Consider the following 13,069-nt stretch of genomic DNA (forward strand, 5'->3'; position numbering starts at 1 on the left):
CTCGAACACATGAGGGGTGGCACCCGGTGCCACCTTTCCGAGAGGTGGAGCCCGGCCCTATTCGCTCATCTGAGCGCAACCCCTATCAGGGGTGGCGAGAATCACGCGCTCATGTGTGCTGGGGTCCCATCATTTGGACCCTCCGGAGCTCGAAACGATCAAGAAAACCGCCCGGCCGGGCAGTCGTCCACGCGCACGCGGTAGGCCGCTCGCTACGCAATTCGGCCACCCGGCGCCCGGAAGCCGGGTTTCGGGAGGGCCTGCCGGGAGGGGGCATCGCTATCAGGCCATAGTTCCCGGCCGGGCCGGAACGCCGCCCGGACCTCGGGGGTCGTATACGACCCGGCGGACGGGGCCTCACAGCGCACCGGCGCTCTTCGGCCGGCGGCCGCTGCGGCGGGGCGGCGGGTCACGGCCGTCGAGCAGTTCCAGCCGCCGTTCCGCGCCGCGGCGCTCGACCTGCGCCACGATCCGGCGCAGCAGTTCCGCCAGGTCCAGTGCCTCGTCGTCGTTCAGCCCCCCGGTCACGAAGACCTCTTCGTCGTGGAACTCCGGGAAGAGGTGGGCCATCAACCGCTCCCCCTCGGGCGTCAGGGAGAGCAGCGCGAGCCGCCGGTCGGTGGGGTGCGCCCGGCGCTCCAGCAGGCCGCGGTTCTGGAGGGTGCGGGCGACACCGGTGAGCGTGCCCTTGGAGATGCCGGCCTCCTCGGCGACCTTGCGGGTCTCGCGTTCGCCGCCGATCCACACCACCCAGAGCACGACGAAACCGGTCCAGGTCAGATCGGCGCCGCGCAGCACGGAGTTCTCGAAGTGCTGGCGCACCGCGGCCGCGGCCCGGTAGATGCCCGCCACCGCGGCCATCTGCTCGGAGCGCACGGGCAGGTCCCCGACCCGGGCCCGGACCGCCCGCTCCACCTCCCCGGGCGAACGGTCCCCGTTCAGCACGACTGCGTCCTCGCCACGGCTGCTCCTTCACATCCGGCATGCCGCAAATCCGGCATTCGGCCTCAAACGGTACGCGGATGCCGCCGATATCCCCGCGCGCCGCGCCCGACTCCGGCCCGTCCGCATAAAGAGGTGCTTCGACGTTCCCCATCGCGTAATGTGCGCACCCGGGCGGCGCCTCTTACCTGACACCGTCAACGACCGCCATTCGGGGAGGACTTGATGCTTTCGGAACTCGTCAGCAACTGGGGAGCCGGCTGGGCGATATCGCGCGGCACGCCGGAGCCGGTCACCAAGCCCTGGGGCCTGTACCTGGAGGTCGGCGCGCCCGGCCAGGTCGGACGGCACGTGCTGCCCGAGGCCACCGAGACCGCGGTGCGGGCGGCCACCGCGTCGGTGACCGTGCCCGACACCTGGCTCAAGGTGTGCCTGGAGGACGCGGAGGTCGAGCGCTGGCTCCCGGCGGGCTGGTACGCCGACCGGGAGGACGCCGGCCACCTGATGGCCGCCGATCTGCGGACCACGCATCCGGTGACGCCCGACGGCTACGCCACCTCCGTGGAGCAGCACGCCGGCGTCACCTACGTACGGGTGCACGACGCGGCCGGCACGCTCGCCGCGAAGGGCCAGATGGCCGTCCTCGGGGACGCCACGGTCGTCGACCGGGTCGAAACCCATGCCGCCCACCGCCGCCGCGGGCTCGGCAGCGTGGTCATGCGCACCCTCGCCGACCGCGCCGTGACCGAGGGCGCCCGCCTGGGCATCCTGGGCGCCACCGACGAGGGCCGGGCGCTCTACGAGTCCCTGGACTGGAAGCGGCACGCACCGCTGGCGGCGTGCGTGTACCGGCCGTAGGGACGGCAGGCGGGAAGCGGGGGTTCAGCCCCCGGACGTGTCCAGCTCGGCGTCCACGCTCACGCCCGCGCAGTCGTACGGGTCGTCCAGCCAGCCGTCGGGGAGGACCACGCGGTTGCGGCCGGAGGTGCGGCCACGGGGGCCGTCGGCGCCGGTGGGCCAGGGCTGGTCGAGGTCCAACTCGCCCAGCAGGTCGGAGAGTTCGTTGAGGGAGGAGGAGACCGCGAGGTTCTTGCGCATCTCCGATCCGATCGAGAAGCCCTTGGTGTACCAGGCGACGTGCTTGCGGAAGTCGATGACGCCGCGCGCCTCGTCGTTCAGCCACTCGCCGAGCAGGGTGGCGTGCCGCAGCATGACGTCGGCGACCTGCTTCATCGTCGGCCGGGCGTAGTCCTCGGGGCGTCCCTCGAAGGCGGCCACGAGATCGCCGAAGAGCCATGGCCGGCCCAGGCAGCCGCGTCCGACGACGACGCCGTCGCAGCCGGTCTCGCGCATCATCCGGACCGCGTCGTCCGCGGACCAGATGTCGCCGTTCCCCAGGACGGGGATCTCGCCGACGTGGTCCTTCAGGCGGGCGATGGCGTCCCAGTCGGCGGTGCCGCCGTAATGCTGGGCGGCCGTGCGGCCGTGCAGGGCGATGGCGGTCACCCCCTCCTCGACGGCGATCCGGCCGGCGTCCAGGTAGGTGATGTGGTCGTCGTCGATGCCCTTGCGCATCTTCATGGTCACCGGCAGCCCACCGGCGTTCGCCACCGCCTCGCGCAGGATGGAGCGGAGCAGCGGGCGCTTGTACGGCAGGGCCGAGCCGCCGCCCTTGCGGGTCACCTTGGGGACCGGGCAGCCGAAGTTCAGGTCGATGTGGTCGGCGAGGTCCTCCTCCGCGATCATGCGGGCGGCCTTGCCGACGGTGTCCGGGTCGACGCCGTACAGCTGGATCGAGCGCGGCTTCTCCGTCGCGTCGAAGTGGATCAGCTGCATGGTCTTCTCGTTGCGCTCGACCAGCGCCCGGGTCGTGATCATCTCGCTGACGAACAGGCCCTTGCCCGCGGAGAATTCCCGGCAGAGCGTCCGGAACGGGGCATTGGTGATCCCGGCCATGGGCGCGAGGACCACGGGCGGCTGCACCGTGTGCGGACCGATCTGCAGCAGCGACATGGAGCGATACCTTCGACTTTCTCCGGCGGTTCTCTTCGGGTGTGCCCTGGTTCCGGGGCGGCGGTACGGGCGGGCGGGCCGGCGCCCGGCAGCCTGACGCGCCACGGACGACGGGCTGCGGCCTCCCATTGTCCCGCACCGTGCCCGCGGCCCCGCCAGGGCCGGACCGCCGGGATCGTTGTAGCGTTCAAGGATGCCCGATCTCAGCCGCCGGCGGCGTCTGCTCGTGCTGGCGATCTGCTGTATGAGCCTGCTGATCGTCAGCCTGGACAACACCGTCCTCAACGTCGCGCTGCCGTCCATGCAACGCGAGCTGCACGCCTCGGTCTCGGGGATGCAGTGGACGATCGACGCCTACACGCTGGTGCTGGCGTCGCTGCTGATGCTGGCCGGTTCGACCGCCGACCGGCTCGGCCGGCGGCGGATCTTCCTGGTCGGGCTGGTGGTCTTCGCGCTCGGCTCGCTGCTGTGCAGCCTGGCGCCCGACCTGGAATGGCTGGTCGTCTTCCGGATGGTGCAGGCGGTCGGCGGCTCGATGCTCAACCCCGTCGCGATGTCGATCATCACCAACACCTTCACCGACCCCCGGGAGCGGGCCCGCGCCATCGGGGTGTGGGGCGGTGTCGTCGGCATCAGCATGGCGGCCGGGCCGGTGATCGGCGGGCTGCTGGTGCAGAGCGTCGGCTGGCGCTCGATCTTCTGGATCAACGTCCCGATCGGCGCGCTGGCGCTCTTCCTCACCCTGCGGTACGTGCCGGAGTCCCGCGCCCCGAAGCCGCGCCGGTTCGACCCGGTCGGCCAGCTGCTGGTGATCGCGCTGCTCGGCTCGCTGACGTACGCGATCATCGAGGCGCCGGACGCCGGCTGGGCGTCGGCGGAGATCCTGGGGTTCGTGCTGGTGGCGCTGGTCTCGCTGGGGGCACTGATCGGCTACGAGCGGCGCCGGCGGGAGCCGCTGATCGATCTGCGGTTCTTCCACAGCGCGCCGTTCAGCGGGGCCACCATCGTGGCGGTCAGCGCGTTCGCCGCACTCGGCGGCTTCCTCTTCATCAACACGCTCTACCTGCAGAACATCCGCGGGCTGTCCGCCCTGGACGCCGGGCTCTACATGCTGCCGATGGCCGGGATGACGCTGATCTTCGCGCCGCTGTCGGGGCGGCTGGTCGCGGGCCGGGGCCCCCGGCTGCCGCTGCTGCTGGCCGGTACGACGATGGGCGCGAGCGGGCTGCTCTTCGCGGGGTTCGACGCCCAGTCGACGAACTGGCTGCTGTTCCCCGGCTATGTCCTCTTCGGCATCGGCTTCGGCCTGGTCAACGCGCCGATCACCAATACGGCGGTGTCCGGGATGCCGCGCGCCCAGGCGGGGGTGGCCGCGGCCGTGGCCTCCACCAGCCGTCAGGTGGGGCAGTCGCTCGGCGTCGCGGTGATCGGCGCCGTATTGGCGAGCGGGGCACATGCGGCGGCCACCGCGGACGAGTTCCTCGCGGCCGGCCGCCCGGCCTGGTGGATCATCGCCGGCTGCGGCGTGGCGGTCCTGCTGCTCGGCGCGCTGACCACGGGCCGCTGGGCCAAGGCCACCGCGCGGCACACGGCCGAACTCTTCGGGGACGACGAGCGGAGCGCCGCGGCGGCCGGGGCGGCGGGCCGGAGCGCCTGAGGCCGCGGCGCCCGGGGCGTCTCCCCGGTCAGGCCGGGACGAGCGCCAACTTCTCCAGCCGCTCCAGCCGCTCGCGGGAGGTCTCGTCGACGGGCGTGTAGGAGACCAGCTTGGGCCCGGGATTGGGGCCCGTCCACAAGCTCGTGGCGGTCAGTTCGAGCACGCCCACCCGTGGGTGGCGGAAGAGCTTGACCGCACTGACCGGGCGGACGACCTCGTGCTGGGCCCAGATCTCGCGGAACTCCGGCGAGGCCTCCGTCAGCCGGGCGACCAGCGCCTTCCAGGCCGGCTCGGCGACGTGCTCGGCCATCGAGGCGCGGAACTTGGCGGCCATCACCCGCATCGTCGCGTCCAGGTCAACCACGCTCGCCCGCCACTGGGGGTGGGTGAACGCCAGCCACATGCAGTTGCGGTCCTCCTCGGGCAGCGCGTCGAGGTCGCACAGCAGCTGCCCGTAGGTGCTGTTGTAGGCGAGGATGTCGAACCGGGAGTTCTGGATGACGGCGGGGCACGGCGCGAGCTGGTCGAGGACCTGGCGCAGGGCCCGCGGAACGCCGGTGCACTCCTTGCCCGGCACGGGGTCGACGGCGCCGGCGAGCGCGAAGAGGTGGCTGCGCTCGGCACGGTCGAGCAGCAGCGCACGGGCCACCGCGTCGAGGACCTGCGGCGACACGTGGATGTCCCGGCCCTGTTCGAGCCAGGTGTACCAGGTCACGCCGACCGCGCCGAGGTGCGCGACCTCTTCGCGGCGCAGTCCCGGTGTACGGCGGCGGGCACCGCGAGGCAGGCCGACCTGCTCGGGGGTGATCCGCTCGCGCCGGCTGCGCAGGAAGGCGGCCAGCTCGGCCCGGCGGGCGGCGTCGTCGCGCGGGGGTGCGGCACCCGTGGGGCGGGCCGCCCCGGACGGCGGGGTCGTGGCGGCGCCGGGTGGTGTGGCAGCCTGCGTCAGGGTCGCGTCGACGGTCATGCCTCCAGCGTGCCGCAGCGCCCAGCCGGTTGCCAGGTAGCAGTGATACCAGGATAAGGACACTCTGGTACCCGGCTGAGCGCTCGACGATCGTCGTCTCCGTGAGCGAAACCCGAGCACAGACCATCCCTGTTGGAACCCCGGTGGAAACGCCGGTGGAAACCCCGGCCGGCGCCCCGCGACAGGCATCGGCCACCGCCGCCCTGACTCCGCTCGGCCTGCTGACCGTGCTGCTGGGCGCGGCCCTGCCGATGATCGACTTCTTCATCGTCAATGTCGCCCTGCCGACCATCGACCACGACCTGCACGCGGGACCCGCGATGCTGGAGATGGTGGTGGCCGGTTACGGCGTCGCCTACGCCACGCTGCTGGTCCTGGGCGGGCGGCTCGGGGACATGATCGGCCGGCGCCGGCTGTTCCTGTGGGGCCTGGCCACCTTCGGCCTGACCTCGCTGGCGTGCGGCCTCGCCCCGAACGCCGCGACGCTGGTGGCCGCCCGGGTCGCCCAGGGGGCGTCCGCGGCACTGCTGCTGCCCCAGGTGCTGGCCACCATCCAGGCCACGACCAGCGGGAAGCGGCGCGCCAAGGCGGTCAGCCTGTACGGCGGCACGGCCGGGGTCTCCAGCGCCGTCGGCCAGGTGGTCGGCGGGCTGCTGGTCTCGGTGGACCTGGCGGGCTCCGGCTGGCGCGCGGTCTTCCTGGTGAACGTCCCGATCGCCGCGGCGGCCTGGCTGCTGGCCGCCCGCACGGTCCCCGAGACCCGCTCGCCGCACCCGACCCGGGTCGACGGCCCCGGCACCGTTCTGCTGGCCCTCTCCCTGATCACGCTGCTGCTGCCGCTGACCGAGGGGCGGGCGGCCGGCTGGCCCCTGTGGTCGTGGCTCCTGCTGGCCGTCTTCCCGTGCGCCGGCGTCGCGTTCTTCCTGGTGGAGCGGCGCGCCGAACGCAGCGGCCGGACCCCGCTCGTCCCGCCGTCCCTGCTCCGCATCCCGTCGGTGAACAGCGGCCTGACCATGATCGTGCCGTTCTCGGTGGGGTTCGGCGGCTTCATGTTCGTGGTGGCCGTCGCGCTCCAGACCGGCCTGCACTACGGCCCGTTGGCGGCCGGCCTGTCCCTGCTGCCGCTCTGCGTCACCTTCTTCGTCGCCTCGTTGGCGGGGCCGCGGCTGGTGGGGCGGTTCGGGCGGCGGGTGGTCTTCGCCGGCTCGCTGATCCAGGGGGCCGGGCTGATCGCGCTGACGCTGACCGTGCACGCGGGCTGGCCGGGCCTCTCGGTGGCCGGTCTCGCGCCGAGCATGGCGCTGCTCGGCCTCGGCCAGGGGCTGGTGCTGCCGGTCCTGCTGCGCATCGTGCTGAGCGAGCTGCCGGTGGCGCAGGCGGGCGTGGGCGGCGGGGTCATGGTCACCACCCAGCAGTCCGGCCTGGCGCTGGGCGTGGCCACGCTCGGCACGCTCTTCCTCGCGCTGCTGCCGTCCGTCGGCATCCGCGATGCGCTGCTGGCGGCCCTGCTGACGCAGCTGGCGATCGTGGCGGGGACCACGGCGCTCGCCCTCCGACTGCCGCGCGCACTGCGCTGACCTGCGGGAAGGGGGGAGGGAGCGCGGGGGACGAGCAGGCTCCACATCGCGACGACTGACAAATATTGAAATCTGTCAGTCGTCATGCCATAGTTGCTTGCGTGAGGGATCCGGACCGGCCCCGCCGGACGGCAGCCCGGGCCGCCTCCCTCGCCCGCCCCTTCCCCTCGTCATCCATTCAGGAGCACCCAGTGCAGACCCGCACCCTGGGCACCACCGGCCCGCAGACCTCCGCCCTCGGCCTCGGCTGCATGGGCATGTCCGCCCTCTACGGCGACAGCGACCGCACGGAATCCCTCGCCACCATCCACGCCGCCCTCGACGCCGGCATCACCCTGCTCGACACCGGCGACTTCTACGGCATGGGTCACAACGAACTGCTGATCAACGAAGCACTGCGCACCGCCCCCGCCGCGGCCCGCGAACAGGCGCAGATCAGCGTGAAGTTCGGCGCCCTGCGCACCGTCGAGGGCGGCTTCACCGGCTACGACGGCCGGCCGAACGCGGTGAAGAACTTCGCCGCCTACTCTCTCCAACGCCTGGGCACCGACCACATCGACATCTACCGGATCGCCCGGCTCGACCCGGACGTCCCCATCGAGGAGACGGTCGGCGCCATCGCCGAGCTGGTCGAGGCGGGACACGTCCGGCACATCGGCCTCTCCGAGGTCGGCGCGGAGACGCTGCGCCGCGCGGCCGCCGTGGCCCCGATCTCCGACCTCCAGATCGAGTACTCCCTCATCTCCCGCGGCATCGAGGACGCGATCCTGCCCACCGCCCGCGACCTGGGCATCGGCATCACGGCCTACGGCGTGCTCTCCCGCGGCCTGATCAGCGGGCACTTCGATCGGGACCGCAAGCTCGCCGCCAACGACTTCCGCGGGATGAGCCCGCGCTTCCAGGGCGAGAACCTCGACCGCAACCTCGACCTGGTCGACGCGCTGCGCAAGATCGCCGAGCAGAAGGGCGTCTCGGTGGCCCAGATAGCCATCGCCTGGGTGCTCTCCCGCGGCGAGGACATCGTCCCGCTGGTCGGCGCGCGCCGCCGGGACCGGCTCTCCGAGGCGCTCGGGGCCCTGGACGTGACGCTGGACGCGGAGGACCTCGCCGCGATCGAGCGGGCGGTCCCGGCCGGTGCCGCGGCCGGCGACCGGTACCCCGCCGCGCAGATGGCCCACCTCGACAGCGAGCACTGACCACCGGCGGGGCGGCGGCTTGCGGGAGCGGCCAGGTACCGTCCGTAGGTACCGCGCAAGGACCCGGTGCGCCTGGGTGCGCCACCGGCCCCGCCCGCGGATCCGGTACGGGTGCCGCCCGGCGCCCGCCCACCGTCGTCCGTACCCGCCCGTCCGCTCCTCCCGAAAGGCCGTCCGCGCCATGCCCCCCGAGTCGTTGACCCCCGAGCGCATCCTCGAAGCCACCGAGGAGGTGCTGCGCCGCTACGGCCCGGCGAAGGCCACGGTCGTGGACGTGGCGCGCGCCCTGGGCGTCAGCCACGGCAGCGTCTACCGCCACTTCCGTACGAAGACGGCGCTGCGGGAAGCGGTCACGGCGCGCTGGCTGGACCGTACGAGCCAGCAGCTGTCCGGCATCGTGACGGAGGAAGGACCGGCGGCCGAGCGGCTGGACCGCTGGCTGACCGCGCTCTTCGAGGCCAAGCGGCACAAGGCGGGCGACGATCCCGAGCTGTTCGCGACGTACATGGCGCTGATCGGCGAGAGCGGCGGTGTGGTCGACCGGCACGTCACGGACCTGGAGTCCCAGCTGACCCGGATCATCGAGGACGGCGTCGGCGAGGGCACCTTCCAGACCCCCTCCCCCGCCGTCACCGCGCGCGCCGTCTTCGACGCCACCGGCCGCTTCCACGACCCGTGTTACGCGGCCGAGTGGTCCCGGCCGGAGATCACCGCCGACTTCGAGGCGGTCCGCGATCTGGTCCTCCGCGGCCTGCGCCCCGCCCCGACGGGCCAGGCGGACCGGACGTAGCCCCAGCGGAAACGGCAGGCAGGACCCAGCGGAAACGACAGGGGGCCCGCCCACGGCCTCCCGGCCGCCGACAGGCCCCCTCGACCCGAGCGGTACCGGCCCGGGCCGTACCGACCCGGGCCGTACGGACTACTTCTTGAAGGCGTAGTCCAACAGCTTCTTCGCGTCCGCCGTGCGGTTGGGAACCGAGGAGGAGGCGAGGATGGTACCGATGACGGTCTTGCCGTTACGGGTGGCGGCGAAGGCCAGGCAGAACTTGGCCTCCGGACCCGAGCCGGTCTTCACGCCGATGGTGCCGGCGTAAGTGCCCAGCAGGGGGTTGGTGTTGGTCCACTCCATGTAGCGGTAGCCACCGCTCTTGGTCGTGACCTTCTGCTTCGTCGACTTCGTCTTCACGACCGTACGGAACGTGGAGTACTTCATCGCGTTGCTGGCGAGCTTGGTCAGATCGCGCGGCGTCGAGTAGTTCGCGCCGTGGCCGATGCCGTCGAACGAGTCGAAGTGCGTGTTCGTCAGGCCGAGGCTCTTGGCCGTGCTGTTCATCTTGCCGATGAACGACTTGACCCGCGCGTCCCGGGTGGAGCCGCTGCCGAACTTGTCGGCGAGCGCGTAGGCGGCGTCACAGCCGGACGGCAGCATCAGCCCGTAGAGCAGCTGACGGACCGTGACCTTGTCGCCGACGATCAGGTGGGCCGAGGAGGCCCAGTTGTTGTCGACGATGTAGTCGCTGTACGCCTTCTGGATCGTGACCTTGGAATCCAGATTGAGGTTCGACTGCCCGAGCACCACCCGGGCGGTCATGATCTTCGTGGTGGAGCCGGTGGAACGACGGGTGTCCGCAGCCTTGGTGAACAGGGACTTGCCCGTGCTGTCGTTCATCACGAACCCGCCCGCGGCGGTGATCGTGGGCGTCGGGAGTGTGGCGGCCTGCGCCGGAGCGGCGAACGCCCCGGCCGTCAGAACGGCACCCGCGGTGACGACTGCCGCGGAGACGCGACGAATGCCCTTAATGCCGGTTTTCAAATTGAATACTCCAAATACCCCTGCGGCGCGGCCCATAGGAGAAAGCCGCTCGCCTGTGAGACGCGGGAAAAGAGGCAATGGATGCACGGGAAGGGACAGGAAATGCGTTCCGGGCCGGATTTTCACGGGAAAGCGTGGCCCGGATCGAACACCCCGGCGTCCGGCGGACCACGGTTCGAACCGCCATGACCGCCGGGACCCCCCTGGATGGCCGCCAAGGCCCCCTGGGTGACCGCAAGACCCCTAGCCGCCGACCCCCAGGAACCGCAGCACCGCCAGGACCCGGCGGTGGTCGGCGTCCGCCTTCGGAAGGTCCAGCTTGGCGAGGATGTTGTTGATGTGCTTGGCGACCGCGCTCTCACTCACCACGAGCCCGGCGGCGATCCCCGCGTTGGACCGGCCCTCGGCCATCAGCGCGAGGACCTCCCGCTCACGGGCCGTCAGCCGCTCCAGCGGATCGCTCGACCGCCGCACCAGCAGCTGCGCGACGACCTGCGGGTCCAGCGCGGTGCCGCCGTCCGCCACCCGCCGCAGCGCCTCGATGAACTCCTCGACGTCCGCCACCCGCTGTTTGAGCAGATAGCCCACACCGCTGGTGTTCGAGGCCAGCAGATCGGCCGCGTAGCGCTCCTCGACGTACTGCGACAGCATCAACACCGCGGTGCCGGGCCACCGTTGGCGGATCGACAGGGCGGCGCGCACCCCCTCGTCCGTGAAGCCGGGCGGCATCCGCACGTCCACCACCGCGAGGTCCGGCCGGTGTTCGGCGACCGCTTCCAGCAGCCCCTCGGCGTCCCCCGCTTCGGCGGCCACCTCGAACCCGGCCATCTCCACGAGCTTGACCAGACCGATCCGCAACAGAACGGAGTCCTCCGCGATCACGGCACGCCGTACGGCGCCCGGCCTGCCGCCCTGCCCACCAGCCACCGCCGCCTCCGCCGCACGCCCCATCTCGCCCCCCACATCACGCCCCACGTCACGCCCCACCTCACGCCTCACTTCGGGCACGGCAGCTCCACGCTCATCATGGTCGGGCCCCCCACGGGGCTGCTCATCCGGAATGTTCCGTCCACGGACCGCACGCGCTGGGCGAGCCCGGTGAGACCACTCCCCTTGGACGGATCGGCCCCGCCCGCACCGTCGTCGGCGATCACCACCCGCAGTATCTCGCCCAGCCGGGTGACCGTCACATCCACCCGGGTCGCCTCCGGCGCGTGCTTGGCCACGTTCGTCAGCGCCTCGGAGACCACGAAGTACGCCACCGCCTCGATGGCCGGCACGGTCCGCTGCGCCAGATCCACCCGCAGCCGTACGGGCAGCGGCGCCCGGGCGGCGAGCCCGGACAGCGCGGCGTCCAGCCCCAACTCGTCCAGGACGGCCGGGTGCAGACCGCGCACCAGACTGCTGAGCTCCTCGATGGCCTCCTTCGCCTCCCGGTGCGCGGTGTCGATCACCTCGCGCACCTCGGGCGGCAGGTCGGTCAGCGTCGCCTTGGCCAGACCCAGGTTCAGGGCCAGTGACACCAGGCGCTGCTGGGCGCCGTCGTGCAGGTCCCGTTCGATGCGGCGTCGTTCGGCATCCGCGGCGTCGACCGCACCGGCCCGGCTCTCGGTCAGGTCGATCACCCGCCGCGCCAGGTCCTCGTTCCGGTCGGGCCCCAGCAGACCGGGCGCGAGGTGCGTCTCCAGGCGCACCACGACCGCGGCGAGAGAGGGAACGGCGGCTAGCGCGGCGAGGCCGGCGAGGGTGACGTAGAGGGCCTGCGTGTAATACCCGGCGTGGCTGACCCGCCACCCCCAGGGAAGCGCCCATATCCACGCGTACACCGTGACGGCGGCCAGACCCGCCAACAGCAGGCCGAGAACCAGCACTTCGAGCCCGCCGAGCAGTGCCCCCACCAGGCAGTGGTAGCCGAACCGGCGCTGCCACCGCCGCCACCACCCCGGTGCGGGGATGTCGATCCCGAGGAACTGCCGGAAGCGCCAGCGCTGGGCGGCGGTCAGCGCCGGCACGGACGCCGCGGTGAGCACCAGCGTGAGCCCCAGGACCACCGGCACGCTGCTGTCGTTCCCCTCGACGATCTCCCATACGAGACCGAAGGCCATGAACAGCAGGAACCCGATGAGGAGGTGCAACGGCGCCCCGAGGGCGAGGAAGTACGTATCGCGGGTCAGCCGGGTGAGCGCGCGCCGCGTCCGGGGCGGAATCTTCATGATGCAACGTTATGCGTCGACCGCTGCGACCTGCCATGAAGCCCGTTGCCGGACCAGGGGTGCAACTGGTGCCACCCCAAGTCGGACAGCCGCATTACTGACCGTGACCGGCAAAAACCGGAGTCTTGATCACGAGCCCGAAGGCCGGGTTCGTGACCTTGAAAGAGACCTCCGCCATGGCCCTGATCGCCTTCAACCCCCCTGTCGACAAAGGACGTTGCACGGCGAACGGCGCCGCGCTCGGGGGTCTGCGGCTGAGCCGCGCCCGTCGCTGGCAGGGCCGCGTCCTCGCGGGTGCCGGGCTCGCGCTGCTGCCCTGGCTCGGCTACCTCGCCGGCACCCTGCCGCCCGCCGAGGCCACCGCCTGGGTCACCCTCGACGCCCTGGAGGCCGTCGCACTGCTCACCGCCGGCCTCCGCATCCTGCGCGCCGACCCCCGCCACCGCGCCCCCGCCTGCGCCGCGGCCGTCCTTCTGCTCGCCGACGCCTGCATCGACCTCGCCACCGCCGCCCCCGGCCCGGAGCTGGCCACCGCAATAGCCATGGCCGTAGCCGCCGAACTCCCCCTCGCCACCGTCTGCGCCTGGCTCACCACCCGGCCGATGCGGGCCGTTGAACGCCCGGGCACGTGAGAGACGGGCCACCCAACGGGGCGCATAAGCCCAACGGGGCACGTACGCCCAACGGAACA

Annotated in this window: 12 protein-coding genes; 6 read left to right on the plus strand and 6 right to left on the minus strand. The window is 72.0% G+C overall.

Annotation, left to right across the window (positions count from 1 at the left end):
- Window positions 1-357: 357 nt before the first annotated feature.
- Window positions 358-942 carry a MarR family winged helix-turn-helix transcriptional regulator gene (locus ACZ7MX_RS21650; protein WP_472134556.1) on the minus strand — a complete coding sequence of 195 codons (585 nt, stop codon included), beginning with the start codon at window positions 940-942 and terminating at the stop codon, window positions 358-360.
- 225 nt (window positions 943-1,167) lie between these two features.
- Here ACZ7MX_RS21650 and ACZ7MX_RS21655 point away from each other — a divergent pair, with 225 nt between their 5' ends.
- Entirely contained in the window at window positions 1,168-1,800 is a 633-nt protein-coding gene (locus ACZ7MX_RS21655; protein ID WP_472134381.1) for a GNAT family N-acetyltransferase, read from the plus strand.
- A 24-nt stretch (window positions 1,801-1,824) separates the two neighbouring features.
- On the opposite strand, the gene dusB is transcribed toward ACZ7MX_RS21655, so the two are convergent.
- A complete protein-coding gene (gene dusB, locus ACZ7MX_RS21660; RefSeq protein WP_472134383.1) occupies window positions 1,825-2,955 on the minus strand; it encodes a tRNA dihydrouridine synthase DusB in 1,131 nt (376 codons plus the stop codon).
- Between the two features lie 193 nt (window positions 2,956-3,148).
- Here dusB and ACZ7MX_RS21665 point away from each other — a divergent pair, with 193 nt between their 5' ends.
- The gene (locus tag ACZ7MX_RS21665; RefSeq protein ID WP_472134385.1) at window positions 3,149-4,612 is read left to right on the plus strand and encodes an MFS transporter; all 1,464 of its coding nucleotides are present in this window, start codon (window positions 3,149-3,151) and stop codon (window positions 4,610-4,612) included.
- 28 nt (window positions 4,613-4,640) lie between these two features.
- Here ACZ7MX_RS21665 and ACZ7MX_RS21670 read toward each other — a convergent pair whose 3' ends face one another.
- Window positions 4,641-5,579, minus strand: coding sequence for a helix-turn-helix transcriptional regulator (locus tag ACZ7MX_RS21670; RefSeq protein WP_472134387.1), 939 nt, complete (start codon window positions 5,577-5,579; stop codon window positions 4,641-4,643).
- 101 nt (window positions 5,580-5,680) lie between these two features.
- Here ACZ7MX_RS21670 and ACZ7MX_RS21675 point away from each other — a divergent pair, with 101 nt between their 5' ends.
- The 3 genes from ACZ7MX_RS21675 (at window position 5,681) to ACZ7MX_RS21685 (ending at window position 9,142) form a co-directional block, all read left to right on the plus strand.
- The gene (locus ACZ7MX_RS21675) at window positions 5,681-7,156 is read left to right on the plus strand and encodes an MFS transporter (protein WP_472134388.1); all 1,476 of its coding nucleotides are present in this window, start codon (window positions 5,681-5,683) and stop codon (window positions 7,154-7,156) included.
- Between the two features lie 191 nt (window positions 7,157-7,347).
- On the plus strand, window positions 7,348-8,352 hold the full coding sequence (locus ACZ7MX_RS21680) for an aldo/keto reductase (protein ID WP_472134389.1): 1,005 nt from the start codon (window positions 7,348-7,350) through the stop codon (window positions 8,350-8,352).
- Window positions 8,353-8,533: 181 nt separating this feature from the next.
- The gene (locus ACZ7MX_RS21685; protein WP_472134390.1) at window positions 8,534-9,142 is read left to right on the plus strand and encodes a TetR/AcrR family transcriptional regulator; all 609 of its coding nucleotides are present in this window, start codon (window positions 8,534-8,536) and stop codon (window positions 9,140-9,142) included.
- A 129-nt stretch (window positions 9,143-9,271) separates the two neighbouring features.
- Here the strand turns inward: ACZ7MX_RS21685 and ACZ7MX_RS21690 are convergent, their stop codons facing one another.
- From ACZ7MX_RS21690 to ACZ7MX_RS21700, 3 genes are all read right to left on the minus strand, one after another.
- Window positions 9,272-10,165 carry a D-alanyl-D-alanine carboxypeptidase family protein gene (locus ACZ7MX_RS21690; RefSeq protein ID WP_472134391.1) on the minus strand — a complete coding sequence of 298 codons (894 nt, stop codon included), beginning with the start codon at window positions 10,163-10,165 and terminating at the stop codon, window positions 9,272-9,274.
- Window positions 10,166-10,408: 243 nt separating this feature from the next.
- Window positions 10,409-11,047 carry a response regulator gene (locus ACZ7MX_RS21695; RefSeq protein WP_472134558.1) on the minus strand — a complete coding sequence of 213 codons (639 nt, stop codon included), beginning with the start codon at window positions 11,045-11,047 and terminating at the stop codon, window positions 10,409-10,411.
- 113 nt (window positions 11,048-11,160) lie between these two features.
- Window positions 11,161-12,378: a sensor histidine kinase gene (locus ACZ7MX_RS21700; protein WP_472134392.1), complete on the minus strand. Its 1,218-nt coding sequence runs from the start codon at window positions 12,376-12,378 to the stop codon at window positions 11,161-11,163.
- Between the two features lie 152 nt (window positions 12,379-12,530).
- Between ACZ7MX_RS21700 and ACZ7MX_RS21705 the strand changes: the two genes are divergently transcribed.
- Entirely contained in the window at window positions 12,531-13,010 is a 480-nt protein-coding gene (locus ACZ7MX_RS21705; RefSeq protein ID WP_472134394.1) for a hypothetical protein, read from the plus strand.
- Window positions 13,011-13,069 lie beyond the last annotated feature (59 nt).

It is taken from the genome of Streptomyces sp. NPDC107765 (assembly GCF_055657085.1).